Source organism: Pseudomonas sp. 43(2021), assembly GCF_017490805.1.
GTDB lineage: Bacteria > Pseudomonadota > Gammaproteobacteria > Pseudomonadales > Pseudomonadaceae > Aquipseudomonas.
Map to the genome: position 1 here is coordinate 109,351 of NZ_JAFGYJ010000005.1, position 23,416 is coordinate 132,766.

A 23,416-nucleotide genomic window follows, 5' to 3' on the forward strand; every position below is an offset into this window, starting at 1 on the left:
GGCCATGCCTCTAGCGTGGCGGCAATGCCACTCAAGGAGCCTCCCCGTGCGTGTCCAACCCGACGCGGTCTTCGTACCGCTCAATATCGCCGTGCTGACTGTCAGCGACACCCGTACCTACGACAACGACACCTCCGGTGAGCTGCTGGCCAGCCGCTCGGTAGAGATTGGTCACCGCCTGGTGGCGCGGGCGTTGCTCAAGGACGACCTTTACAAGATTCGCGCCCAGGTCGCCACCTGGATTGCCGACGAGCAGGTGCAGGTGGTGCTGATCACGGGCGGTACCGGTTTTACCGGCCGTGACAGCACGCCGGAAGCGGTCGAGTGCCTGCTGGACAAGCGCATCGATGGCTTTGGCGAACTGTTCCGGGCCCTGTCGATTCTCGATATCGGTACCTCGACCGTGCAGAGCCGGGCGCTGGCCGGGCTGTCCAACCGCACGTTGGTGTGCTGCCTGCCGGGGTCCACCGGCGCCTGCCGTACGGCGTGGGAGGGCATCCTGGCGGAGCAGCTGGATGCGCGGCACCGGCCGTGCAACTTCGTCAAGCACCTGAAACCGATCGAGGCCTGCGCAAGCCGGGGCTGAGTCTTCTCCTGTCCTGGCCTCTTCGCGGGTAAACCCGCTCCCACAGGTAACGCGCAGGGTTCGAAACCTGTGGGAGCGGGTTTACCCGCGAAAGGGCCGGCACAGGCCACTGCATTCGGTCAGCTCAATACATGGTCTACAGGCAACAACGCTGGCGGCAGCTGTTGTTCTCCCAACCCCGCCAGCACATCGCGCTCCACGGTCCGTACCATGGCATCGGTCGGCAGGTCGTTCTCATCGCGCCCGAACGGGTCCTCCAGTTCGTTGCCAATCGCATCCAGCCCGAAGAACGTGTACCCCACGATGGTGGTGAACAGCGGTGCCAGCCAGCCCAGCGGCTCGGCCAGGGCAAACGGCAGCAGCAGGCAGAAGATGTAGATGGTGCGGTGCAGCAACAGCGTGTAGGGGAATGGCAACGGCGTGCCCTTGATCCGCTCGCAGGTGGCCTGCACTTCGGTCAGGCCCACCAGCCGCTGCTCCAGCAGGCTGTAGCGCCAGTCACTGATCTGCTGCCGTTCAGCCAGCCGCGAGCAATGCCCGCCAACTTCGCGAAGGATAGCGTCGCATACATTGTGCGGGCTGATCACCTCGGGGCGGGCCAGCCAGGGCCGGGCGGCGGCCAGTTCATCCTCGCTGCGCAGCCGAGCATTCAGCGCATGGGCAAAGCCGCACAGGCTGCGCAACAGTTCGGCACGCAGGGGTTCGTCGGTAATCACCAGGCTTTCGCGCACGAACGAGCGGGTTTCGATGATCAGCTTGCCCCAGGCCTTGCGCCCCTCCCACCAGCGGTCATAGCAGGCGTTGTTGCGAAAGCTCATGAAAATCGACAGTGACAGGCCCAGCAAGGTGAACGGGGTGGCGCTGACCGGGTAGAAAAACGCCGGGAAATGCCGCTCGACCAACACGATCAGCGCGGCCAGCAGGGTGATCGTCAGGCAGCGCAGGGCAATGCGCTTGACGATCGATCCCTTGAGTGTGAACAGCACACGCAGCACATCGGGGGTGGGATGGACGATCATGGAAATCCAGGGACGGCTGCCTAGCCGCCGGTCATGTTCATGAAACGCAGGATCTGCACGTCGCCACCGACTTCGAAGTGATGGCGGTAGGGCTTGAGGTGCAACGAGTCACGAATGGCCTTTTCCAGGCGTTCGGGGTCGCCGGGGTGGGCGCGCAGCACCTGTTTCAGGTCTACCGAGTGTTCATTGCCCAGGCACAGCAGCAGGCGGCCTTCGACGGTGAGGCGCACGCGGTTGCAGGTGGCGCAGAAGTTGTGGCTGTGTGGCGAAATGAAGCCGACCCGAGTGTTGGCGGCTTCGGCCAGGCGCCAGTAGCGGGCCGGGCCCTGGGACGACTCGGTCGATTCGACCAGAGTGAACTGCTCGGCCAGCAGCGCACGTACTTCATCGCTGGAGCAGAACGACTCGCCGCGTTCATGTTCGCTGATCACGCCCAAGGGCATTTCTTCGATGAAGGTGATGTCCAGCTCGCGGTCGATGGCAAAGCGCACCAGGTCGACCAGTTCATGGTCGTTGCGGCCCTTGAGCACCACGCAGTTGAGCTTGGTGCGCTTGAAGCCGGCCTGGCGGGCGGCGTCGATGCCGGCGATTACCTGGTGCAGATCGCCGGTGCGGGTCAGTTGCTTGAAACGGTCGGCGTCCAGGCTGTCGAGGCTGATGTTCAGGCGCGTCACGCCAGCGTCGAACAGCGGCTGGGCCAGGCGCCCGAGTTGCGAGCCGTTGCTGGTCAGGCACAACTCGCGCAGGCCGGGCAGGGCGGCGATGCGCCCGCACAGGTCGACGATGCCCCGGCGCACCAGAGGCTCGCCACCGGTCAGGCGAATTTTGCGGGTGCCAAGGGCGACGAAGCGCTCGGCCACCTGGAACAGTTCCTCGAGGCTGAGGATTTGCTGGCGCGGCAGGAACTGCATGTCTTCGGCCATGCAGTACACGCAACGGAAGTCGCAGCGGTCGGTGACCGACATCCGCAGGTAGTCGATTTTCCGGTTGAAGCCGTCGATCAGGGCCCGGCTGTTCTGTTCCACGTTCGCGCTCGAATGGCTTGGGACTCGATTCAAGCTATAACTTGGGCGCAGGGCCGTCAAATTGCTTTGTCCGACCGATTGATCGATGGCCTCTATCATGGCTGCAGGCCACGTATTTCATCGCGTCGCCCAATTCGCGGGTAAACCCGCTCCCACAGGTAAAGCGCAGGACTCGAAACCTGTGGGGGCCCTGTGGGAGCGGGTTCACCCGCGAAGGCCGTGACGCGGTTCCAGCCCATGATCGAAACCGCCTATCACCCCGTAAGATCTTTCGATTGGACGGCTCTACCCCACGCTCCATAGGCTGAAAAAAAGCATCGAAGCGTGAGGATTCACCGCATGAGCCAGGACCAACATATCAGGGACTACAAGGGCGCCGCCGCCGGCTGGGGTGCGCTCAAGAGCGTGACCAAGAGCTGGCTGGGCAGCGACAATGCCTTCAAGAACCTGCGGGCCATGCTCAAGACCAACCAGAACGGCGGCTTCGACTGCCCCGGCTGCGCCTGGGGCGAGTCGCCGGAAAACGACATGGTCAAGTTCTGCGAAAACGGCGCCAAGGCGGTCAACTGGGAGGCCACCGGCCGCTCGGTGGACCCGGCGTTCTTCGCCAGGTACAGCGTCAGTGCGCTGGCCGAGCAGACCGACTACTGGCTGGAGTACCAGGGCCGCCTGACCCACCCGATGCGCTACGACGCGGCCACCGACCACTATGTGGAAACCAGTTGGGAAGAAGCCTTCGCGCTGGTTGCCCAACATTTGCGCGCACTCGAATCGCCCGACCAGGCCGAGTTCTACACCTCGGGCCGGGCCAGCAACGAGGCGGCGTTCCTCTACCAGCTGTTCGTCCGCGCCTACGGCACCAACAACTTCCCCGACTGCTCGAACATGTGCCATGAGGCCAGCGGCGTGGGCATGTCGGAAACCCTGGGCGTGGGCAAGGGCACCGTGGTGTTCCACGACCTGGAACTGGCCGATGCCATCTTCGTCATCGGCCAGAACCCCGGCACCAACCACCCGCGCATGCTCGAACCGCTGCGTGAAGCGGTCAAGCGTGGTGCCCAGGTGGTCTGCTTCAACCCACTCAAGGAGCGCGGCCTGGAGCGCTTCCAGCACCCGCAGCACCCGTTCGAGATGCTCAGCAATGGCTCCGAGCCAACCAACACTGCCTACTTCCGCCCGGCACTGGGTGGCGACATGGCGGTGATGCGCGGTATTGCCAAGTACCTGCTGCAGTGGGAGCGTGAAGCCCAGGCCAAGGGCGAACCGGCGGTGTTCGACCATGCCTTCATCGCCGAGCACACCAGTGGCATCGACGCATACCTGGAAGCCGTGGATGCCACGCCCTGGGCGCACATCGTCGAGCAGTCGGGCCTGACCCAGGCCGAGATCGAACTGGCCGCGCGCATGTACCGCAAGGCCGAGCGGGTGATCATGTGCTGGGCCATGGGTGTCACCCAGCACCGCCACTCGGTGCCGACCGTTCAGGAAATCGTCAACCTGCAGCTGCTGCGCGGTAACGTTGGCAAGCCCGGCGCCGGCCTGTCACCGGTGCGTGGCCACAGCAACGTGCAGGGCGACCGCACCATGGGCATCGACGAGAAGCCCGGGGCGGCACTGCTCGATGCCATTGAAAAACGCTTCCGGTTCCGCGTGCCGCGCGCCCACGGGCACAACGCGGTGCTGGCGATCAAGGCCATGGAAGAGGGGCGGGCCAAGGTGTTCATCGGCCTGGGTGGCAACTTTGCCCAGGCTACGCCGGATACGCCGCGCACCCATGCGGCCATGCGCAATTGCGCGCTGACCGTGCAGATTTCCACCAAGCTCAACCGCTCGCACCTGGTCACCGGCCGCGACGCGCTGATCCTGCCGTGCCTGGGCCGTACCGAAATCGACATGCAGGCCAGCGGGCCGCAAGGCGTGACCGTGGAGGACACCTTCAGCATGGTGCACATCTCCCACGGCCAGCTGCGCCCGCGCTCGCCGCACCTGCGCTCGGAGCCTTGGATCATCGCCGGCATGGCCCAGGCGACCCTGGGCAAGCAGCCGATCGACTGGGAGTACGCTGTTGCCGATTACGGCCGTATCCGCAGCATGATTGCCGATGTGATCCCCGGCTTTACCGATTTCAACGAGCGCCTGCAACACCCGGGCGGCTTCCACCTGGGCAACAACGCCGCCGACCGTACCTGGCGCACGGCCACTGGCAAGGCGCGCTTCAGCCCGCACCTGCTGCCGGAGCAACTGGTGAATGCCAAGGTGCTGGCGCGTGGTGACAAGCCCGACCTGATCCTGCAGACCCTGCGTTCGCACGACCAGTACAACACCACCCTGTATGGCCTGGACGACCGTTATCGCGGGGTGTTCGGCCTGCGTGAAGTGGTGTTCGTCAACGAGGTCGACATCCGCCGGATGGGCTTCGAGCCAGGCGAGCACGTGGACCTGGTGTCGCTGTGGGAGGATGGCGTGGAGCGGCGGGTGTCGGGCTTCCGCCTGGTGGCGTATGACGTGCCCGAGGGGCAGGCGGCGGCCTATTACCCGGAGACCAACCCGCTGGTGCCGCTGGAAAGCTACGGCGAGGGGACCTATACGCCGACCTCGAAGTTCGTGGCGATCAAGGTGGAGAAGGCCAAGGCGGGGAACCGGATCGCGGCGGTGCTTGCTTCGGAATGATGGGTTGCCTGTGCTGGCCTCTTCGCGGGTAAACCCGCTCCCACAGGGACCCCACAGTTTCAGCACTGTGGTACTCCTGTGGGAGCGGGCAAGCCAGCGAAGAATCCAGCACCGATCAGGAACGATGCACCGGGTAAGCCGTGGTGTACTTCATCTGCTCCATGGCAAAACTGGAAGTAATGTTCGACAGCCCATCAGTACTGGTAATCAGCTTCTTGTAGAACCGGTCATACGCCGCAATATCCCCCACCACCACCCGCAGCATGTAATCCCAGTCCCCCGACATGCGGTAGAACTCCATCACTTCCTCGAACCCGGTCACGGTCGCGGCAAACTGCTCCAGCCAGGCGCTGTCGTGGCGCTGGGTCTTGAGCTGGACGAACACCGTCAGCCCCAGCCCCAGCCGTTGCGGGTCCAGCAGGGCAACGCGGCCGACAATGTAGCCGTCCTCCTCCAGGCGCCTGACCCGCTTCCAGCACGGCGTGGTGGACAGGTTGACGGCCTCTGCCAGGTCCTTGAGCGAGATCGAGGCGTCGCGCTGAAGCAGGGTGAGAATGTGCTGGTCGAAGCTGTCCATATTGCATGTGGGCCGTGGAGAAAAATTTTTCACAGATTACCCCAAGGCCAGAAGATTTGGGTTGTGCGATAGTGGCAACTTTCATTCTGCCAATGGGCCTGACCATGTCCGACAAGCCGCGCAATTTCGCCACCCGTACCATTCACGCCGGTGAGCAGTTCAGCGTCGCCGATAACGCTATTTTCCCGGCGATCGTCACCGCCAGCTCGTTCACCAAGCGCAGCCTGGATGACAAACCGGAATACTCCTACAGCCGCGTCGGCAACCCCACCCGGCATGCCTACGAAACCTGTGTCGCCGCCCTGGAAGAAGGGGTGGGCGCGGTTGCCTGCGCCTCGGGTGTGAACGCCACCGCCACCGTGCTGGAGCTGCTGCCCAAGGATGCCCACGTGGTGGTGATGAACGGTGTGTACGGCGGTACTTTCCGCATCCTCGAAGACTACCGTAGCCGCACCTCGGGCCTGACCACCACCTACGTCGACCTCAACGATCTCGAGGCGGTGGCTGCCGCCATCAAGCCGGAAACCCAGCTGATCTGGATCGAATCGCCGACCAACCCTTTGTTGCACCTGGTCGATATCAAGGCTGTGTGCGACCTGGCCAAGGCGCGGGGCATCCTTACCTGCATCGACAACACCTTCTGCTCGCCATGGAACCAGCGCCCCATCACCCTGGGTGTGGACCTGGTGATGCACTCGGCCAGCAAATACATCGGCGGCCACTCCGACCTTACCGGTGGCGTGGTGGTAGCCGCCAATGATGCGCTGTTGGCGCGCCTGCGCCGCATCAGCATGGCGATTGGCGCGGTGCAGGGGCCTTTCGACTGCTACCTGGCCCTGCGCGGCCTGAAGACCCTGGATGTGCGCATGGAGCGCCAGTGTGCCAATGCCCTGCAGGTAGCGCGCTTCCTCGAAAGCCACGCGCAGATCGAGCAGGTGTATTACCCGGGGCTGGAAAGCCACCCGCAGCATGAGCTGTGCAAACGCCAGATGCGCAGTGGCGGGGCGGTGGTGGCGATGAAGGTCAAGGGCGACCGGGCCGCGCTCAACCGGCTGGTCGAGGCGCTGCAGATCTTCGTGCTGGCCGACTCGCTGGGCGGGGTGGAGAGCATGATCAACCACTCCTGGAGCATGTCGCACTGCTCGCTGAGCCCGGAGCAGAAGGGCGTGATGGGGATCAGCGAGAACCTGCTGCGGTTGTCGGTGGGGATCGAGGATTACCGTGACCTGGTCGAAGACCTGGATGGGGCGTTGAAGGCTGCGGCTGCTGTGTAAGGGCTGCTGGCTTCTTCGCGGGTAAACCCGCTCCCACAGGGACTCGGCTGCCATCAGGGCTGGCGCTGTACCTGTGGGAGCGGGTTCACCCGCGAAGAGGTCGGTGGATTCAATGAATTCCTGTCAGGATTTGGGCGGATGAATGATCCGTTCGATCTTGTCCTTGATCAGCAACCGCTCCTTGCGCAGGCGGTTGACGGCCTCGTCGTTGGTACCGTTGCTTTCGGCGGCGACCACCTCCTTGTCTTTGGCGTTGTATTCCTTGTGCAGTGAGTGCAGCGTCTGGTCCTTGTCGATGAGCGCCTGGAATGCATCAGCGGTAACGTGCAGGTCAGCGAGCAGATCATGCGGAACTGGCATTTCTTCACCTCTGTCGGGGGTTGGCGAATGGTTCTGACCTTTGAGGATAGTCGCCTTTGCGCAGGTAGGGGACTGGGTTAGGCTGTCGCATCTCTCCCGTGACCCGGAACCTGCACCATGCCCCACCTGAACCTGGAATACAGCGACAACCTGCGCGAGCTGAACGTCGATACCCTGCTGTTGCGCCTGAACCACGCCCTGGTCGGCAGTGGCCAGTTTGCCGACGAGGCCGACATCAAGAGCCGCGCCCAGGCCTTCGGCCAGTTTCGCGTGGGTACCGCGCCAGGCGAGCGCGCCTTTGCCCATGTGCGCCTGGCCATTCTCAGCGGGCGCTCGCCCGAGGTGAAGACGCAACTGTCCGCCAGCCTGCTGGAGGTACTGCGTGAAGCCATTCCCGAGCAACCCGGGCTGGACATTCAGCTGTGCGTGGAAGTGCTGGACATCGACCGCGAGCCATACGCCAAGGCGCGCCTGCCAGGCTGAACAGTGCTGAATGAACTTCTTTTAATGTAGAAAAGGCGCCTGCTCACGAATTTGTTGGCGTCTTTTTCACAAAAAATTGATGGTGCGCTTTCTAGAGTTCAGCCCAGTTTCCCCGGTGCCGCGCAGGCCCTTGGGCTGATAATCACTCTTGATTGCGAACACTAATGCTCAACTTCAAATCCCTGCGGACTGAATGGGTCACGCTGCTGGCCAGCCTTTACCTGCTGATCGGCTTCAATGTCTTCCTCTGGCAACACCTTGAACAGATCGTTCCGTCCGGTTTGCCGGGGCTTTGGCTGAGCCTGGCGTTTGCCGTGCTGATGTTGTTCGCATTCAACCTGATCCTTACCTTGTTTGCCTTCCGGTATGTATTGAAACCGATACTTATCGTGTTGTTCATGAGTGGTGCGGGTGTGGCTTACTTCATGAACCAATACGGTGTACTTATCGACGCGGGTATGTTCCGCAATATGGCGGAAACCAACGTGGCGGAAGTGCGTGACTTGCTCTCGCTGAAGTTTGCCTTGTATATCCTGGGCCTCGGTGTAGTGCCTTCGGTGCTGTTGTGGAAGGCGCCGATCGCCTACCGCGCCTGGCACCGTGAACTGCTCGGCAAACTGGTGGTTGGCGGTGCCTGCGTGGTGGCCCTGGGCTCGGTGGCACTGATCAACTACCAGGGCCTGTCGTCGCTGTTTCGCAATCATCACGAACTGCGCCTGATGCTCACCCCCAGCAATATCGTGGGTGCCTCCATCGGTTATGTCAGCGAGCGCCTCGGTACCGCATCGCGGCCCTTCCAGCATTATGGCGAAGATGCCAAGCGCGATGCCGCCTGGCAAAAACATGAACGCAAGTCGCTGACCGTGCTGGTGGTAGGCGAAAGTGCGCGGGCAGACCACTTCGGCGTGCTCGGCTACAACCGCGATACCACGCCGAACCTTGCCAAAGAGCAGGGCCTGCTGGCGTTCTCCGATGTGCACTCCTGCGGCACGGAAACCGCCGTCTCGGTGCCGTGCATGTTCTCTGGCATGAAGCGCAAGGACTACGATGCCCGCGTGGCGAAGAACCGCGAAGGGTTGCTGGACATCCTCCAGCGCTCCGGCCTGGCGGTGCAGTGGCGTGACAACCAGTCGGGCTGCAAGGGCACCTGCGACCGTGTGCAGTTCATCGATGTCAGCAACCTCAAGGACCCGCAGCTGTGCGCTGACGGAGAATGCCATGACCAGATCCTGCTGCAGGGCCTGGGTGAGCTGCTCGACAACCTCGACAAGGACACCGTGCTGGTGCTGCACCAGATGGGCAGCCACGGGCCTGAATACTTCAAGCGCTACCCCGGCGCCGACCAGCGCTTTGCCCCGGTGTGCCAGAGCAACGCGCTGGACCAGTGCAGCGAGCAGGAAATCATCAACGGCTACGACAACACCCTGGCCTATACCGACAAGGTGCTGGCCTCGCTGATCGACACCCTGCGCAGCAAGCAGGACAAGGTCGACACGGCGATGATCTACCTGTCCGACCATGGCGAGTCGCTGGGTGAGTACAACCTGTTCCTGCACGGCACGCCTTACGCCATCGCCCCCGAGCAGCAGAAGCACGTGCCGCTGCTGACCTGGTTCTCCGACAGCTACAAGGAGGACTTCGGCGTCGACACCGACTGCCTGGCCAAGCTCAGCGATGCGCCGCTGTCGCAGGACAACCTGTTCCACTCGATGCTCGGTCTGTTGCAGGTGCACACCGAGGTCTACCAGCAGTCGCTGGACATGTTCGCCAGCTGCCGGCCGTGGCTGGCCGCCAAGCGCTGAGTCGAAGCGCGTTCCATACTTGGGCTTGCGCGGTCTTTGTGGGAGCGGGCATGCCCGCTCCCACAGGGATCGCGAAGCTTGCGGATATTGCGCACTGAACATGCACAACAGCACCACTGATCGATATCAAGGATGGCCCGGGTTTCACCAGCAGTGCCCGCGCCGTATATACTGCGCGCCAATGTTAGTGGGAGAGCCTCGTGGCTATCGAAATACACTGGATCCGTGACGACCAGAGCCTGGCCGAACACTGCCGCGACTGGCACCAGCTGCCCTTTGTCGCCGTCGACACCGAATTCATGCGGGTCGACACCTTCTACCCGAAAGCCGGGCTGATCCAGATCGGCGACGGCCAGCGTGCCTTCCTGATCGACCCGCTGCTGATCGGCAACTGGCAACCCTTGGCCGAACTGCTGGATGACAGCGGGGTGGTCAAAGTGCTGCATGCCTGCAGCGAAGACCTCGAAGTGCTGCTGCGCCTGACCGGCAAACTGCCACAGCCGCTGTTCGACACCCAGCTGGCCGCCGGTTACCTGAACCTGGGCTTCTCCATGGGCTATTCGCGCCTGGTGCAGGAAGTGCTGGGCATCGAACTGCCCAAGGGCGAAACCCGCTCCGACTGGTTGCAGCGCCCACTGTCCGATACCCAGGTCAGCTATGCCGCCGAAGATGCCGTGCACCTGGCCGAGCTGTTCACTGTGTTGCGCCCGCGCCTGAGTGACGACAAGTACGCCTGGGTGCTGGAGGACGGCGCCGAGCTGGTGGCCGCATTGCGCCGCGAAGTCGAGCCCGAGAGCCTGTACCGCGATGTCAAGCTGGCCTGGAAGCTGGCCCCCCAGCAACTGGCAGTGCTGCGTGAGCTGTGCGCCTGGCGCGAGCGTGAAGCGCGCAACCGCGACGTGCCGCGCAACCGCATCCTCAAGGAACACTCGCTGTGGCCCATGGCCAAGAGCCAGCCGAACAACCTGTCGGCGCTGGCCAAGATCGACGAGATGCATCCGCGCACCATTCGTCAGGACGGTGAGTTCCTCATCCAGCTGATCAAGCGTGCCGCCAGCCTGCCAGCCGAGCAATGGCCCCAGGCCTTGCCCGAGCCTTTGCCAATCGAGGCCGCCGGTATCCTCAAGCAGCTGCGTGCCATCGGCCAGGCCGAAGGCGAGCGGCTGGGCATTGCCCCCGAGCTGATGCTGCGCAAGAAAGCCCTGGAAGCGCTGCTCAAGAGCGGCTACCCCAATGGCCCCTATCAATTGCCCGATTCGCTGCGCGGCTGGCGCCGTGAGCGTATGGGCCAGGCCCTGCTGGACAGCCTGGCAGGCGCCGGAGAGACCCGATGAAACGCATTTGCTCTATCTACAAGAGCCCCCGCAAGAACGAAATGTACCTTTACGTGCTCAAGGCCGACGGCCTGGAGCGCGTGCCCGAAGGCCTGCTGCCGTTCTTCGGCACGCCCATGCATGCCTTTGACCTGGTGCTGACCCCCGAGCGCAAGCTGGCCCGCGAGGACATCGCCAAGGTGCTGGAAAACCTCGACAACCAGGGTTACCACCTGCAGATGCCGCCGCCGGAAGACGACTACATCGAGCACCTGCCCGAAGAGTTGCTGCGACGTAACGACCCGGCCTGATCATGCGAGTACTGATTGCTGAGCATGATCATGCTCGATACGCCGAGATTTTGCGCGCAGCCGCGCCTGAACTGGAAATCCTCACCAGCGGTGACTCCGCCGAACTGGCCCTCCAGGCGCCGCAGTGCCCGGTGTGGCTGGGCCAGCCGGACCTGCTGGCAAGCCTGCTGCGCCAGGGCCACAAGCCGGGCTGGATGCAATCCACCTGGGCCGGTATCACTCCGCTGCTGGCCGAGGGCCTGCCGCGTGACTATCGCCTGACCCGCGCCGTGGGCATCTTTGGCCAGGTGATGGCCGAGTACATGCTCACCTACATGCTCGGCCATGAGCGCGAGGTGCTGTCGCGCCTGGTCAGCCAGGTGGAGCGGCGATGGGATGATCGCCCGGGGCGTACCCTGGAGGGGCGCAAGGTGCTGATCGTCGGCACTGGCGACATTGGTCAGCGGGTGGCCGAGTTCCTGCAGGCGTTCGGCGTGGTGCTGTATGGCGTTGCCAGCAGCGCCCGCGAGCAGGCGCCGTTCGTCGAGGTAGCGGCGCTGGCCGACCTGCCGCGCATGGTTGGCCAGGCCGACTACGTGCTCAACCTGCTGCCCGATACCCCGGCCACCCACGACCTGTATGACGCGGCGTTGTTCAAATGCTTCCAGCCCACGGCGCTGTTCATCAATGCCGGGCGTGGGGTGGCGGTGGTCGACGCCGACCTGGTCGAAGCGCTGAAGGAAGGGCACCTGGCGGGGGCGGTGATCGATGTCTGCCGGCAGGAGCCACTGCCCAGGCAGCATCCGTTCTGGACGGCGTGGGGCCTGCTGCTGACCGGGCACAGCTCGGCGCCTACCTCGCCGGCGGCGATGGTGCGGTTGTTTGTCGAGAATGTGCGGGCGTTTGCGGCGGGGCAGGCATTGCGTGGGGAAGTGGACTTCGCCCGGGGCTACTGAATTTGTAATGCCTGTGCCGGCCTCTTCGCGGGTAAACCCGCTCCCACAGGGTCTCCATGGCCCTCAGGTTCTGTGGGGCACCTGTGGGAGCGGGTTTACCCGCGAAGAGGCCAGTACAGCAAGTGCAAGGCTTACAGGCTGAAATCACCCTCGGCAGCCAGCTCGCTCAGTGGCTTGCGCGGGCTCGGCACTTCACGCGCCTGCAGGGCTTCGTTCAGGCTGGCCTTGTCACCCAGCTTGCCGATCGCCACCATGGCATGCAGCACGTAGCCCTCAGGCACCTTCAGCTCCTGACGCGCCAGCGCCTGGTCGAAACCGGCCATGCCATGGGTGTGCCAGCCGCTGAGGCTGGCTTGCAGGGCCAGGTGCCCCCAGGCGGAGCCGGTATCGAAGGTGTGCCACAGCGCCGGTTTTTCTTCCGTGGTGCCCGGGGCGGCGTAGGTGGTCTTGGAAATCACCACCACCAGTGCCGAAGCCTGTTGCGCCCAGCTGCGGTTGGCCGGCACCAGCAGGTTCAGGTAACGCTCCCAGTTCGGCGTGTCACGGCGGGCATAGAGGAAGCGCCAAGGTTGCGAGTTGTTCGCCGACGGTGCCCAGCGTGCGGCTTCAAGGAAGCTCAGCAGGGTTTCTTCGCTGATCGGCTCGGCGGTGAAGGCGCGTGGCGACCAGCGGTTGATGAACTGCTCGTTGATGGCGTAATCGGCAATGCGGGGGTTGGCGCTCATGGCGGCTCCTGCAAAAGTACGGGAAACGCGCACGCTACTGCGTCGCGTCGCGACTGACAAGCGGTCTGGCTTTGCCGAAGGCCAGGCTCTAGACTGGCGCCGCCGCGCGCCGTGGCCCCAAGATGAATGCAGGAAACCCGTGTCATGATCGCTGAAAACGCGCCGTTCTGGCGGCGCAAGACCCTCGAGCAACTCAGCCCGCAAGAGTGGGAGTCGCTGTGTGACGGCTGCGGCCTGTGCTGCCTGCAAAAGCTCGAGGACGAGGACGACAACAGCGTCTATTACACGCGCATCGCCTGCAAACTGCTGGATCTGGACACCTGCCAGTGCAGCGATTACCCCAACCGCTTCGCCCAGGTACCTGACTGCATCCAGCTCACCCCGGGCAAGGCCGACCAGTTCAAGTGGCTACCGAGCACCTGTGGCTACCGCCTGGTCAGCGAGGGCAAGGACCTGCCGGCCTGGCATCACCTGGTCTGCGGCGATCGTCAGCAGGTCCATGAACAGCGCATTTCCCAGTCGGGGCGCATGCTCAGTGAGCATGATGTGCACGAAGACGACTGGGAAGACCACCTGATCTTCCGCGCCAGCTGACCGGCGCGGCCCGCTGCCACGGGGAAACAAGGAGTTTCTGTATGCGTTGCCAGCTGTTGTTGCTGTTGGGCCTGATGGCCAGTTCGCCGGCCTGGGCGAAAAAGGTCGACCTCGACTATCAGGTGCGCCTGTTACCGGCCAGTGGCCAGGCGGAAGTCCGCCTCACCTTGGCCGAAGGCAGTGCCGTGCGCAGCCTGGACTTCGACCTGGGCAAGGCCGGAGCCTACAGCGGCTTCCAGGCTGATGGCCAATGGCATCTGCAAGGCCAGCGCGGCGTGTGGCAACCGGCGGCCGGCAAGACCAGCCTCAGCTACCGCGTGCAACTGGACCAGAAGCGCGGCAGCGGCGCCTATTCTTCGCGCATTACCCCGCATTGGGCGCTGTTCCTCGGCGACCAGCTGGTACCGCCTGCACGGCTCGACCAGCAGGATGGCACCGAGCTGGTGGCGCGCCTGGCGTTCGACCTGCCCGAGGGCTGGAAGAGCATCGAGACCTCGTGGCCGCGCATCGGCAAGGACAAGTTCCGCATCGACAACGTTTCGCGGCTGTTCGACCGGCCCACTGGCTGGATGCTCGCCGGCGACCTGGGCAGCCGCCGCGCCCGCCTGGGCGAAACCGAGGTGACTGTGGCCGCCCCGGTGGGGCAGGGTATGCGGCGCATGGACAACCTGACCTTGCTGACTTTTGTCTGGCCGCAATTGCAGGCGGTGTTCCCGCGCAATCCGCCGAAGCTGTTGTTGGTCGGCGCCCGCGACGGCATGTGGCGCGGGGCCATGGCTGCGCAAGGCTCGTTGTACCTGCACAGTACCCGGCCGATGATCAGCGAGAACGGCAGCAGCCCGTTGCTGCGCGAAGTGGTGCAACTGTTTGCGCAGATCCGTGGGCGTGACGGCAGTGACTGGCTGGTGGAAAGCCTGACCGACTACTACGCCAGCGAGTTGCTGCGTCGCTCGGGCGGGGTGAGTGACGACCGTTACCAGGCCTGGCAGGCGCGCCTGAGCAAGCAGGGTGCCAAAGTCACCCGGCTCAAGGGCGAGCATGCCACCCCGGCGCAGGTGGCGCGTGGGGTGATGTTACTGCAGGCGCTGGACAAGGAAATCCGCATCCACACCCAGGCCAAACGCTCGCTGGACGATGTGGCACGCGGGCTGATGCGCTTGCCAAGCGTGAGCACCGAAGACTTCGTGCAGATCAGCGAGAACGTGCTGGGGCGGCGCTCCGAGGTGTTGCAGAGCAAGGCGTTGCGCTAGCCATCTCTGTACCTGTGCCGGCCTCTTCGCGGGTAAACCCGCTCCCACAGGTACGGCGAAGAGGCCGAAGCCTTGGTGATCCTGTGGGAGCGGGTTTACCCGCGAAAGGGCCGGCACAGGCAGTGCAAAATCAATTGGCCAACGGATCCTTCCCGGTCACCGTCACCCCCCGCGTCGCTGCGTCGGCACTGGCCTTCAATGCCTTCAGCTCCGCCGCGCTGCGCTCGATGTCCGAACGCAAGCGGTGATATTCCTGCCGATGCCGCTGCCACCAGGCCTTGGTCGCACAACGCCCGCTGAAGCCCCGAGCCAGTGCCAGGCCGCCAACTGCGATCTGCAACAACCCGACCAGGCCGCCGTGGCGCAACCCCTTGCTTACCATCAACGCGCCACCAGCCAGCGAACTGGCGCGCTCCAGGCCACGAACGTTGTTGTCCTGCGATGTCGCTGCCGAATGGATATCAAGCATGGCAAGGTCTCCGTCTGAAGTGTATGCAGGTGACCTGTCGGCCACCGTCATCGTTCAGTCGGCTATTTGAACCTGGGCCCCGAACGGGTATTCAGCCCCTTGGCCATGCGGTCATACAGCACCACATTCACTGTCGCCGCCAGGTTCATGCAGCCTTCGGTCGGAATGTAGATGGTCTCTTCGCACCACGCCCGTACATCGGCACTGAGGCTGCCGTCTTCCGGCCCGAAGATGTAGATGGCCCGGTCCGGGTGGGTGTACTCCGGCAATGGCCGCGCACCTTCAACCAGTTCTACAGCCACCGGCGTGCAGCCCAGCGGGATGATGCGCTGCAGGTCGTCGATGCCGATCAGCGGGATGTCGTAGTGCACGCGCTTGGTGTCGGTGACGAAGTCACGCGCGCGCTCGTAGCGTTTGCCGGTGTAGAACACCGAGTTGACGCCGTAGCAACCCGCGGCGCGCATCACCGAGCCGACATTTTCTGCCGACTTGGGGTTGAACAGGCCGATGCAGCTGTATCGTTTGTTTGCCACGTACCGGGGCCCTTCGCGAAAAAAAGCGCGATTATACGGGCTGCCCGGTAGCAGCGGGGGGCGAATCGATGGTCAGTCTTTCTTCAGCATGCCCGCCAGCCCGGCGAACGGGTTGTGGGTGGCCTTGGCGATGCTCGGGGTGCTGGTGGAGCCTTCGCTGAAGTACTGCTGGTCGGTGTAGCGCGAGTGCTCGTTGTCGTGGCAGTACAGGCACAGCAACTCCCAGTTGGAGCCGTCCTGCGGGTTGTTGTCGTGGTTGTGGTCGCGGTGGTGCACGGTCAGCTCGCTCAGGCGCTTGCCGGAGAACTCGCGGGCGCAGCGGCCGCAGACGTGCGGGTACATTTTCAGGGCCTTGTCGCGGTAGCCCATTTCCTTGTCGCGCTTGGCATCGGCCAGGATGCGGTCCAGGCGCGCGGTGGCGGCGGCAGAAGAGGTGGAGCTCATGGTGTTTCCTTTGTTCTGATCAGGCAGATGACGGTTATGCCATTGAGTCTAGCGCGCTTGCGGGGCCGGGGGACAGGCGAAAGCTTCGATTTAGGCGTAGCCTGTAGGAAGGTTCCCGACAGGAGGTTGCTGATGTTTCGCGCGATCCTCGCTGTGCTGTTGTTGGCCGGCCTGTCCATGGCCGAAGCTGCCAGCACGCCACCCCGGCTGACCACGCCGGTGCCCGGTGCACCGGGTACACCTACGCCTACGCCATACCCGCAGATTACCCCGAGTACGCCGCCCAAGGCCTACGACAACCAGCCGGGGGCGCCCCTGTTGCCGCCGATGCCGGTGCCCGGGCCGCCGAAGGACCAGCCATTGCCGGGGTTGCGCCAGGACCCGCCGAAGCAGCCGGTGCAGGATGACTGACTGAGAGGGCTGTGTTGGCTGTGGGATTTTGGGGCTGCCTTGCAGCCCATCGCGACACAAGGCCGCTCCCACAGGGATCGCACAGGATTCAGGGCATGCTCGGTACCTGTGGGAGCGGCCTTGTGTCGCGAAAGGGGCGCAAGGCGCCCCCAGCCATATCAAACGATACCTAGCTCGGCGAATACGAACGCATACTCAAGGGCCACATCCTTGAGCCCTTGATACCGCCCGCTCATCCCGCCATGCCCAGCCCCCATTTCGGTCTTGAGCAGCAGCAGGTTGCTGTCGGTCTTGCGCGTGCGCAGCCGCGCCACCCACTTGGCCGCCTCCCAGTACTGCACGCGGCTGTCGTTGTAGCCCGCCACCACCAGCATCGCCGGGTAGGCCTGTGCCTTCACGTTCTCATACGGCGCGTAGGCCTTGATCCGCTCATACACCTGCGGCTCCTCAGGGTTGCCCCATTCGTCGTACTCGGTCACGGTCAGCGGCAGCTCGGGGTCGAGCATGGTGTTGAGCACGTCGACGAATGGCACTTCGGCAATCGCACAGCGGAACAGCTCGGGGCGCAGGTTGAGTACCGCGCCCATCAGCAGGCCACCGGCACTGCCGCCACTGATGGCCAGGCGGTCGGCAGCCGTCACACCTTCGGCGATCAGGTGCTCGGCACAGGCGATGAAGTCGCTGAAGGTGTTGTGCTTGTGCTCCTGCTTGCCGGCGCGGTACCAGGCTTCGCCCAGTTCGCCACCGCCACGCACATGGGCGATGGCAAAGGCCACGCCGCGCTCCAGCAGGCTCAGGCGCGCATGCGAGAACCACGGGTCGAGGCTTTCGCCATAGGCGCCGTAGCCATACAGGTACAGCGGTACGGTCCGGCCCAGGTCCTGGCGGCGGCGCACCAGGCTGATCGGTACCCGGGTGCCGTCCGCTGCAGTGGCCCACAGGCGCTCGCTGACATAGTCGTCGGCATCGAACGGCCCCAGCACCGGGGTTTGCTTGAGCACCGCCTGGGCACCGCTGGCCAGCTCCAGCTGGCGTACCTGGGCGGGGCGGTTGAGTGCTTCATAGCGCAGGCGCAGGCGTGGGCTGGCGAACTCCAGGCTGTCCTGCACGTACAGGCTGTAGGCCGCGTCGGGAAGCTCGACGCGGTAAGCCGCCAGGCCCTGCGGGCGTACCTCGATGATCGGCAGGCCACCTTCGCGCAGGCTCAGGGTCAGCGCCCCGGCATTCAGGCTGAGGCCTTCGAGCATGATCGTGTCGCGGTGCGCGACCAGCAACTGCCATTGCTCGCGGCTGGGCACCGGTGCGACCGGGGCGTGGTACAGGGCGAAGTTGATGCCGTCCTGGTTGGTGCGGATGAACCAGCGCCACTGGCCGTCGAGCTGGCCGTGGTCGGGGAAGTACTCGTGGCCTTCGACGCGTGGCGCCAGGCAGGTGAACGGTGCCTGCGGGGTTTCCGCGTCCAGCACCCAGGCCTCGCTGGTGGTCTTGCTGTTGAGCAGCAGCACCAGCTGGCGCTCGGAGCTGGTGCGGTAGCAATGCAGGAAGAAGCGCCCGTCGGGCTCCTCGAACACGGTCTGCGCGCCTTCGTTGCCCAGGGTGTGGCGACGCAGGCGCCACGGGCGGTGGGTGTCGTCCAGTTCGGCGAAGAACAGCGTCTGGCTGTCGTTGGCCCAGGTCAGGCTGCCGTCGCAGTCGTCGAAGGGCAGGGTGGTGACGCTGCCACTGGCCAGGTCCTTGACGTACAGGGTGAAGATTTCGTCGCCGCTGGTGTCGAGGCTGTAGGCCAGCAGGCGGTGGTCGGGGCTGACGTTGAACGCGCCAAGGGACAGGAAGCCGCCGTTGGCCAGGGCGTTGGGGTCAAGCAGCAGTTGCTCCTGGCTTTCATCGACCGTGTTGGAGTCATCGGCAGGGCGCGGGCAGCGGTAGTGGCGCGGGTATTCGTCGCCTGCGGTGGTACGGGTGTAGTACAGGTAGGGGCCCCAGGGCGCCGGCAGCGACAGGTCGGTTTCCAGGATGCGGCCCTTGATCTCTTCGAACAGTTGCTCGCGCAGTGGCGCCTGATCGGCCAGGCAGGCTTCCTGGTAGGCGTTCTCGGCCTGCAGGTAGGCAAGCACCTCGGGGGTGTCGCGCTGTTGCAGCCAGGCGTACGGGTCGGCGGTCTGGGCCTGGTGGGCAATCGGGGGTTGGGGCTTGGTTGGCATTGAAGATCTCTTGATTGGGGGTGCCTGTACCGGCCTCTTCGCGGGCAAGCCCGCGAAGAGGCCGGTACAGGCAAACACTGTCTGCGCCCGGAAAAGTGTTTATCATAGGCATCTCTTTGCCTGGCTTGCACGAACACCATGACCGAGAACGACTACACCCTCGCCTGGGGCCTTTACGCGGTTGCCGCCCTGGGCTGCCTGCTGGTGGGCTTCAAGCTCACCGGCTGGATGTGGCGCTGGCTGCGCGAACCGCTGCGGGTGGTGCTGGCGGTGCTGCTGCTGACCCCGACCATCGTCGACCCGGTCAAGGACAGTTTCGCCCCGGCCATCGCCATCACCGCCCTGGATGTCGCCTTCAAGGTCGGCAACAACGCCTGGCGCGCGGTGTCCGACTTCGCCATGTACGGCATGGGCGCCTTTTCCCTGTATTTCCTCTTCGTACTGCTGCGCTTTCCGCTGGAAAAACGCGCCCGCGAGCGCCGTGCACAGGCCGAGGCCGCTGCCCAGCGCCAGGCGGCCGAAGATGAACAGCTCGGTGCCCATGCCCCGCTGGCCGCCGAGCGCCGCGACCGTTACCGTGACGCGCCACCCCCTGCCGCCCCAGCCGCCACTCGTGGCGGTGGCCGGGTCGAGCCCCGTCTGTAAGCGGAGACACGCCTATGTGCGAACTGCTGGGCATGAGTGCCAACGTCCCCACCGACATCGTCTTCAGCTTCACCGGCCTGATGCAGCGCGGTGGCCGTACCGGCCCGCACCGTGACGGCTGGGGTATCGGCTTCTACGAAGGCCGAGGCCTGCGCATGTTCCAGGACCCGGCCGCCAGCAGCGAGTCGGAAGTGGCCAACCTGGTGCAGCGTTACCCGATCAAGAGTGAGGTGGTCATCGGCCATATCCGCCAGGCCAACGTCGGCAAGGTGTGCCTGTCCAACACTCACCCCTTCGTGCGGGAAATGTGGGGCCGCAACTGGTGCTTTGCGCACAACGGCCAGTTGGGCGACTTCAAAGGCCAGGCCAGTTTCTACCGGCCGGTGGGCGACACCGACAGCGAGGCGGCTTTCTGCGACCTGCTCAACCGCATCCGCAGCGCCTTCCCCGAGCCCGTGCCGGTGGAGCAGCTGTTGCCGGTGCTGGTCGAAGCCTGTGCCGGTTACCGTGGCCAGGGCGTGTTCAACTGCATGCTCAGCGACGGCGACTGGCTGTTCTGCTTCTGTTCGACCAAGCTGGTGCACATCACCCGCCGTGCACCTTTTGGTGCGGCGCGGTTGAAGGATGTCGACCTGATCGTCGATTTTCACACCGAAACCACCCCCAACGACGTGGTCACGGTAATCGCCACCGAGGCCTTGACCGAAAACGAGACCTGGCAGCGCTACGAGCCGGGTCAGTGGGCCCTGTGGCGGCACGGCGAGTGCGTGGCACACGGCCAGAGCTAAGGACGCGGCATGTTCAGAAGTTACCTGCGGTTGCTGCTGTTCACCTTCGGCTTGCTGGCCGGTATCCAGGTCCCGGGGCTGGTCAAGGACTACAGCCAGCGGGTCGAGGCGCACCTGTTCGAGTCGCGCGAGGCGCTCGACGGCTTCCGGCAGACCGCCGAACGCTTCTTCAATGGCGACCTGCAGGCGCTGCTGCGGCATTACCGCACTAGCGACGACCCGGTCTTCAACAGTGATGCCAACAGCATCGAAAGCCTGATGATCCGCAACGAACTGCTGGAAAACGAATGGCAGGCGCTGCAAGGGCCATGGGTGCAGCGTACCTGGCATGTGCTGGTGCAGGCCGACCCGCAGTTGCGCGAAGAAACCCTCAATGGCTACAGCTACCAGATCCTGCTGGTGCCCGAGGCGGTTGGCTGGGGGCTTGGTGCAGGGTTTGTGCTGGCCTTCGTGGTCGAGAGCCTGTTGCTGGGGATTGGCTGGGTGATCCTGGGCGGGCGGCGTGGGGCGGTGAAAGAGAGCTGGCGCTAAGGCATCCTGTGCCTGTGCTGGCCTCTTCGCGGGTAAACCCGCTCCCACAGGTACAGCGCAGCCTTCAAGATCTGTGGTGATCCTGTGGGAGCGGGTTTACCCGCGAAGAGGCCAGCACAGGCACTGCAAATCTGTCAGACTAACACAATCCGTTGCCCACCCACATCCCGCGCATACCCCTCCAGCACCTGCCGGCACACCCCGACCACTTCATCCACCAACGCCACCCCGGTCTGCCAGGCCACCACCAGCTCCAGGCTTGGCGGCGGTTGCAACCCTTGCAGCAACACCAGCTCACCCCGGCTCAACTCGGCATCCACCAGCGCCGGGGGTAGTGCGCCAATGCCAAACCCGTCGCGCAACAGCCGGGTAATCGCCGCCACCGAGTTCACGCAGTTCAGCCGCGGCGCTTCGGCCCCCGCGCCCTGCAGCAGGCTCAGCACTTCCTGGTGCGGCCGCGAGTTCTTCGAGAAGGTGATGATGCGTTCCCGCCCAAGCTCGGCCAGTGAAGCGTAGTCGCGGTGCTGGTGCGAGCCGGCGGCCACCACCCAACCCATCGGGTAGCGCGCCAGGTCGAGACTGCGGATCGACTGCTCGCGCAGCAGGTCGGTCTGCAGGATCACGTCGAGAAAGCCCTTCTGCAATTGCTCGCGAAGGTTCAGCGCCGTGTCGGCCACCAGTTCGATCTCCACCTGCGGGTAACGCTCGGTCAGCTCCGCCACCAGCGCGCTCATCCAGGTGTGGATCACCGTGTCCATCACCCCGATTCGGATGCGCCCGACCTTGGCCCGGTCGCTGTCCAGCGACTGTTTCATGGCCTTGGCGGTTTCCAGCATGCGCTCGGCATATTCCAGCACCTTGCCGCCTTCCGGGGTCAGGCTGACGCCGCGTGAGTCGCGCAGCAGCAGCTTCACGCCCAGGTCGGCTTCCAGCGCGGCAATGCGGCTGGACACCGAGGCCTGGGTGGTAAACAGCTTCTCCGCGGTCAGGCGGAAGCTCTTGAGCCGGGCGACCCAGACGAAGGTTTCGAGGAAGCGAAGGTTCATGATCAGTTTTTCTTGTTCCAGACCGGCGGTTTTTCTCGTTGGACGCAGGTGGCGCGGCCTCTGAACAATGGCGCTCAGGCCGCGACCCTTTGTCGCCTATAAAACAATACCAACAAGCCGAGGCAAGCATGAACCCTACCGGCGTGCAGCAGCAGGTCAGTACCCCCTCTTCGTCCGGGCCTTTCGCCTGGTACCGCGACATCGACTCACAGCAACGCCGGACATTCTGGAGCTGCAAGATCGGCTATGGCCTGGACGGCATGGACACGCAGATGCTCAGTTTCGTCATCCCCACGCTGATCATGCTGTGGGGCATCACCACCACCGAAGCCGGGCTGATCCATACCAGCACGTTGATCGCCTCGGCCGTGGGTGGCTGGGTGGCCGGCATACTCTCCGACCGTATTGGCCGCGTACGCACCCTGCAACTGACGGTGCTGTGGTTTGCCTTCTTCACCTTCCTCTGCGGCTTCGCCCAGAACTACGAACAGCTGCTGATTGCCCGTACCCTGATGGGCTTTGGCTTTGGCGGTGAGTGGACCGCCGGCGCGGTGCTGATCGGCGAGGTGATCCGCGCCCAGGACCGTGGCAAGGCGGTGGGCATGGTGCAGTCCGGCTGGGCCCTTGGCTGGGGCCTCACCGCCATCCTCTACGCGCTGCTGTTCTCCTGGCTGCCGGCAGAGCAGGCCTGGCGCGCGCTGTTCCTGCTGGGCCTGGTACCGGCGATCTTCGTGATCTTTGTCCGCCGCCTGGTCAAGGACCCCGAGGTGTACCGCGAAGCCAAGGCGGTGGAAAACGCCGAGGCACCTGCACAGTTCTACGAAATCTTCGCCCCGGGCATGCTCTGGACCACCGTGCGTGCGTCTCTGCTGACCACCGGCGCACTGGGTGGCTACTACGCCATCACCTCGTGGCTGCCGACCTTCCTCAAGAACGAGCGCGGCCTGAGCGTGCTGGGCACTGGTGGGTACCTGGCCATGGTGATCGTCGGCTCCTACGTCGGCTATGTGGTCAGTGCGTACCTGTCCGACCTGCTGGGGCGCAAGAAGAACTTCATCCTGTTCGCCGTGGGCTCGTTCGTCATCGTGCTGTTGTACACGCAAATGCCGGTCAGCGATGGCGTGATGCTGTGGCTGGGCTTCCCGCTGGGCTTCTTCGCCTCGGGCATCTTCAGCGGCATGGGCGCGTTCCTCACCGAACTGTTCCCCACGCGTATCCGCGGTTCGGGGCAGGGCTTCTGCTACAACATCGGCAAGGTCATCGCGGCGCTGTTCCCGCTGCTGATCGGCGTGCTCGGCCAGAAAGTGCCGCTGGGCCTGGGCATCGGCGTGTTCTCCGCCGTGTCCTACGGCGTGGTGATCGTGGCGGCGCTGAGCCTGCCGGAAACCCGCGGCAAACAGCTGCAGGCGCGGTAAGGTAGGCAT

General features: G+C 64.3%; 25 protein-coding genes. 15 read left to right on the top strand and 10 right to left on the bottom strand.

Annotated features, from left to right (window positions below):
* The first annotated feature begins 46 nt into the window (after positions 1-46).
* Positions 47-586 carry a molybdenum cofactor biosynthesis protein B gene (gene moaB / locus J5M71_RS06080; protein ID WP_003259533.1) on the top strand — a complete coding sequence of 180 codons (540 nt, stop codon included), beginning with the start codon at positions 47-49 and terminating at the stop codon, positions 584-586.
* A 119-nt stretch (positions 587-705) separates the two neighbouring features.
* Here the strand turns inward: moaB and J5M71_RS06085 are convergent, their stop codons facing one another.
* A complete protein-coding gene (locus J5M71_RS06085) occupies positions 706-1,605 on the bottom strand; it encodes a bestrophin family protein (RefSeq protein WP_207830788.1) in 900 nt (299 codons plus the stop codon).
* A 20-nt stretch (positions 1,606-1,625) separates the two neighbouring features.
* The gene (gene moaA, locus J5M71_RS06090) at positions 1,626-2,630 is read right to left on the bottom strand and encodes a GTP 3',8-cyclase MoaA (RefSeq protein WP_207830792.1); all 1,005 of its coding nucleotides are present in this window, start codon (positions 2,628-2,630) and stop codon (positions 1,626-1,628) included.
* A 339-nt stretch (positions 2,631-2,969) separates the two neighbouring features.
* On the opposite strand from moaA, the gene J5M71_RS06095 reads away from it, so the two are divergent.
* Positions 2,970-5,300: an FdhF/YdeP family oxidoreductase gene (locus J5M71_RS06095; RefSeq protein WP_207830795.1), complete on the top strand. Its 2,331-nt coding sequence runs from the start codon at positions 2,970-2,972 to the stop codon at positions 5,298-5,300.
* A gap of 115 nt (positions 5,301-5,415) precedes the next feature.
* Here the strand turns inward: J5M71_RS06095 and J5M71_RS06100 are convergent, their stop codons facing one another.
* Positions 5,416-5,877, bottom strand: coding sequence for an Lrp/AsnC family transcriptional regulator (locus J5M71_RS06100; protein WP_046616476.1), 462 nt, complete (start codon positions 5,875-5,877; stop codon positions 5,416-5,418).
* A 92-nt stretch (positions 5,878-5,969) separates the two neighbouring features.
* On the opposite strand from J5M71_RS06100, the gene J5M71_RS06105 reads away from it, so the two are divergent.
* Positions 5,970-7,151, top strand: a complete 1,182-nt coding sequence (locus J5M71_RS06105; protein ID WP_063912985.1) for an aminotransferase class I/II-fold pyridoxal phosphate-dependent enzyme — start codon at positions 5,970-5,972, stop codon at positions 7,149-7,151.
* A 123-nt stretch (positions 7,152-7,274) separates the two neighbouring features.
* Here the strand turns inward: J5M71_RS06105 and J5M71_RS06110 are convergent, their stop codons facing one another.
* A complete protein-coding gene (locus tag J5M71_RS06110) occupies positions 7,275-7,511 on the bottom strand; it encodes a YdcH family protein (protein WP_207830797.1) in 237 nt (78 codons plus the stop codon).
* A 117-nt stretch (positions 7,512-7,628) separates the two neighbouring features.
* On the opposite strand from J5M71_RS06110, the gene J5M71_RS06115 reads away from it, so the two are divergent.
* From J5M71_RS06115 to J5M71_RS06135, 5 genes are all read left to right on the top strand, one after another.
* Positions 7,629-7,994, top strand: a complete 366-nt coding sequence (locus J5M71_RS06115; RefSeq protein ID WP_207830800.1) for a 5-carboxymethyl-2-hydroxymuconate Delta-isomerase — start codon at positions 7,629-7,631, stop codon at positions 7,992-7,994.
* A gap of 164 nt (positions 7,995-8,158) precedes the next feature.
* Positions 8,159-9,796 carry a phosphoethanolamine--lipid A transferase gene (locus J5M71_RS06120; protein ID WP_207830803.1) on the top strand — a complete coding sequence of 546 codons (1,638 nt, stop codon included), beginning with the start codon at positions 8,159-8,161 and terminating at the stop codon, positions 9,794-9,796.
* Positions 9,797-9,996: 200 nt separating this feature from the next.
* A complete protein-coding gene (gene rnd / locus J5M71_RS06125; protein WP_207830805.1) occupies positions 9,997-11,130 on the top strand; it encodes a ribonuclease D in 1,134 nt (377 codons plus the stop codon).
* On the top strand, positions 11,127-11,420 hold the full coding sequence (locus tag J5M71_RS06130; protein WP_063912980.1) for a YcgL domain-containing protein: 294 nt from the start codon (positions 11,127-11,129) through the stop codon (positions 11,418-11,420). The genes rnd and J5M71_RS06130 overlap by 4 nt, the downstream gene beginning before the upstream one ends.
* Before the next feature lie 2 nt (positions 11,421-11,422).
* Positions 11,423-12,355, top strand: coding sequence for a D-2-hydroxyacid dehydrogenase (locus tag J5M71_RS06135; RefSeq protein WP_207830807.1), 933 nt, complete (start codon positions 11,423-11,425; stop codon positions 12,353-12,355).
* Positions 12,356-12,486: 131 nt separating this feature from the next.
* Here the strand turns inward: J5M71_RS06135 and J5M71_RS06140 are convergent, their stop codons facing one another.
* On the bottom strand, positions 12,487-13,080 hold the full coding sequence (locus J5M71_RS06140; RefSeq protein ID WP_207830809.1) for a nitroreductase family protein: 594 nt from the start codon (positions 13,078-13,080) through the stop codon (positions 12,487-12,489).
* A 144-nt stretch (positions 13,081-13,224) separates the two neighbouring features.
* Here J5M71_RS06140 and J5M71_RS06145 point away from each other — a divergent pair, with 144 nt between their 5' ends.
* Positions 13,225-13,674: a YcgN family cysteine cluster protein gene (locus tag J5M71_RS06145; protein ID WP_063912977.1), complete on the top strand. Its 450-nt coding sequence runs from the start codon at positions 13,225-13,227 to the stop codon at positions 13,672-13,674.
* Positions 13,675-13,715: 41 nt separating this feature from the next.
* The gene (locus tag J5M71_RS06150) at positions 13,716-14,924 is read left to right on the top strand and encodes a hypothetical protein (RefSeq protein ID WP_207830811.1); all 1,209 of its coding nucleotides are present in this window, start codon (positions 13,716-13,718) and stop codon (positions 14,922-14,924) included.
* Positions 14,925-15,054: 130 nt separating this feature from the next.
* Here the strand turns inward: J5M71_RS06150 and J5M71_RS06155 are convergent, their stop codons facing one another.
* The 3 genes from J5M71_RS06155 to J5M71_RS06165 all read right to left on the bottom strand — a co-directional run bounded on the left by J5M71_RS06155 (position 15,055) and on the right by J5M71_RS06165 (position 16,370).
* A complete protein-coding gene (locus J5M71_RS06155; RefSeq protein ID WP_207830813.1) occupies positions 15,055-15,393 on the bottom strand; it encodes a DUF2892 domain-containing protein in 339 nt (112 codons plus the stop codon).
* Positions 15,394-15,455: 62 nt separating this feature from the next.
* A complete protein-coding gene (locus J5M71_RS06160; protein WP_015271348.1) occupies positions 15,456-15,926 on the bottom strand; it encodes an RNA methyltransferase in 471 nt (156 codons plus the stop codon).
* 72 nt (positions 15,927-15,998) lie between these two features.
* Positions 15,999-16,370: a YajD family HNH nuclease gene (locus J5M71_RS06165; protein WP_003259546.1), complete on the bottom strand. Its 372-nt coding sequence runs from the start codon at positions 16,368-16,370 to the stop codon at positions 15,999-16,001.
* A gap of 132 nt (positions 16,371-16,502) precedes the next feature.
* Here J5M71_RS06165 and J5M71_RS06170 point away from each other — a divergent pair, with 132 nt between their 5' ends.
* On the top strand, positions 16,503-16,781 hold the full coding sequence (locus J5M71_RS06170) for a hypothetical protein (protein WP_207830815.1): 279 nt from the start codon (positions 16,503-16,505) through the stop codon (positions 16,779-16,781).
* Positions 16,782-16,939: 158 nt separating this feature from the next.
* Here the strand turns inward: J5M71_RS06170 and J5M71_RS06175 are convergent, their stop codons facing one another.
* Entirely contained in the window at positions 16,940-18,982 is a 2,043-nt protein-coding gene (locus J5M71_RS06175; RefSeq protein ID WP_207830817.1) for a S9 family peptidase, read from the bottom strand.
* A gap of 138 nt (positions 18,983-19,120) precedes the next feature.
* On the opposite strand from J5M71_RS06175, the gene J5M71_RS06180 reads away from it, so the two are divergent.
* The 3 genes from J5M71_RS06180 to J5M71_RS06190 are packed head-to-tail and all read left to right on the top strand — an operon-like array spanning position 19,121 to position 20,946.
* Positions 19,121-19,627 (top strand): hypothetical protein, encoded by a 507-nt coding sequence (locus J5M71_RS06180; protein ID WP_063912972.1) that lies wholly within the window; start codon positions 19,121-19,123, stop codon positions 19,625-19,627.
* A gap of 14 nt (positions 19,628-19,641) precedes the next feature.
* Complete coding sequence (locus J5M71_RS06185; protein WP_207830818.1) at positions 19,642-20,415, top strand: class II glutamine amidotransferase; 774 nt, start codon at positions 19,642-19,644, stop codon at positions 20,413-20,415.
* A gap of 9 nt (positions 20,416-20,424) precedes the next feature.
* Positions 20,425-20,946 carry a DUF2937 family protein gene (locus J5M71_RS06190; RefSeq protein ID WP_207830821.1) on the top strand — a complete coding sequence of 174 codons (522 nt, stop codon included), beginning with the start codon at positions 20,425-20,427 and terminating at the stop codon, positions 20,944-20,946.
* A 134-nt stretch (positions 20,947-21,080) separates the two neighbouring features.
* On the opposite strand, the gene J5M71_RS06195 is transcribed toward J5M71_RS06190, so the two are convergent.
* The gene (locus J5M71_RS06195; protein WP_063912969.1) at positions 21,081-21,992 is read right to left on the bottom strand and encodes a LysR family transcriptional regulator; all 912 of its coding nucleotides are present in this window, start codon (positions 21,990-21,992) and stop codon (positions 21,081-21,083) included.
* 128 nt (positions 21,993-22,120) lie between these two features.
* Between J5M71_RS06195 and J5M71_RS06200 the strand changes: the two genes are divergently transcribed.
* Positions 22,121-23,407 carry an MFS transporter gene (locus J5M71_RS06200; protein WP_207830823.1) on the top strand — a complete coding sequence of 429 codons (1,287 nt, stop codon included), beginning with the start codon at positions 22,121-22,123 and terminating at the stop codon, positions 23,405-23,407.
* The last annotated feature ends 9 nt before the right edge of the window (positions 23,408-23,416 follow it).

Excerpts from the sequence above, each read along its gene's own strand:
- J5M71_RS06085 (WP_207830788.1), bottom strand. The coding sequence starts at position 1,605 with ATGATCGTCCATCCCACCCCCGATGTGCTGCGTGTGCTGTTCACACTC.
- J5M71_RS06095 (WP_207830795.1), top strand. The coding sequence starts at position 2,970 with ATGAGCCAGGACCAACATATCAGGGACTACAAGGGCGCCGCCGCCGGC.
- J5M71_RS06100 (WP_046616476.1), bottom strand. The coding sequence starts at position 5,877 with ATGGACAGCTTCGACCAGCACATTCTCACCCTGCTTCAGCGCGACGCC.
- J5M71_RS06105 (WP_063912985.1), top strand. The coding sequence starts at position 5,970 with ATGGGCCTGACCATGTCCGACAAGCCGCGCAATTTCGCCACCCGTACC.
- J5M71_RS06110 (WP_207830797.1), bottom strand. The coding sequence starts at position 7,511 with ATGCCAGTTCCGCATGATCTGCTCGCTGACCTGCACGTTACCGCTGAT.
- J5M71_RS06115 (WP_207830800.1), top strand. The coding sequence starts at position 7,629 with ATGCCCCACCTGAACCTGGAATACAGCGACAACCTGCGCGAGCTGAAC.
- J5M71_RS06120 (WP_207830803.1), top strand. The coding sequence starts at position 8,159 with ATGCTCAACTTCAAATCCCTGCGGACTGAATGGGTCACGCTGCTGGCC.
- J5M71_RS06130 (WP_063912980.1), top strand. The coding sequence starts at position 11,127 with ATGAAACGCATTTGCTCTATCTACAAGAGCCCCCGCAAGAACGAAATG.
- J5M71_RS06135 (WP_207830807.1), top strand. The coding sequence starts at position 11,423 with ATGCGAGTACTGATTGCTGAGCATGATCATGCTCGATACGCCGAGATT.
- J5M71_RS06140 (WP_207830809.1), bottom strand. The coding sequence starts at position 13,080 with ATGAGCGCCAACCCCCGCATTGCCGATTACGCCATCAACGAGCAGTTC.
- J5M71_RS06145 (WP_063912977.1), top strand. The coding sequence starts at position 13,225 with ATGATCGCTGAAAACGCGCCGTTCTGGCGGCGCAAGACCCTCGAGCAA.
- J5M71_RS06150 (WP_207830811.1), top strand. The coding sequence starts at position 13,716 with ATGCGTTGCCAGCTGTTGTTGCTGTTGGGCCTGATGGCCAGTTCGCCG.
- J5M71_RS06155 (WP_207830813.1), bottom strand. The coding sequence starts at position 15,393 with ATGCTTGATATCCATTCGGCAGCGACATCGCAGGACAACAACGTTCGT.
- J5M71_RS06165 (WP_003259546.1), bottom strand. The coding sequence starts at position 16,370 with ATGAGCTCCACCTCTTCTGCCGCCGCCACCGCGCGCCTGGACCGCATC.
- J5M71_RS06170 (WP_207830815.1), top strand. The coding sequence starts at position 16,503 with ATGTTTCGCGCGATCCTCGCTGTGCTGTTGTTGGCCGGCCTGTCCATG.
- J5M71_RS06175 (WP_207830817.1), bottom strand. The coding sequence starts at position 18,982 with ATGCCAACCAAGCCCCAACCCCCGATTGCCCACCAGGCCCAGACCGCC.
- J5M71_RS06180 (WP_063912972.1), top strand. The coding sequence starts at position 19,121 with ATGACCGAGAACGACTACACCCTCGCCTGGGGCCTTTACGCGGTTGCC.
- J5M71_RS06185 (WP_207830818.1), top strand. The coding sequence starts at position 19,642 with ATGTGCGAACTGCTGGGCATGAGTGCCAACGTCCCCACCGACATCGTC.
- J5M71_RS06190 (WP_207830821.1), top strand. The coding sequence starts at position 20,425 with ATGTTCAGAAGTTACCTGCGGTTGCTGCTGTTCACCTTCGGCTTGCTG.
- J5M71_RS06195 (WP_063912969.1), bottom strand. The coding sequence starts at position 21,992 with ATGAACCTTCGCTTCCTCGAAACCTTCGTCTGGGTCGCCCGGCTCAAG.
- J5M71_RS06200 (WP_207830823.1), top strand. The coding sequence starts at position 22,121 with ATGAACCCTACCGGCGTGCAGCAGCAGGTCAGTACCCCCTCTTCGTCC.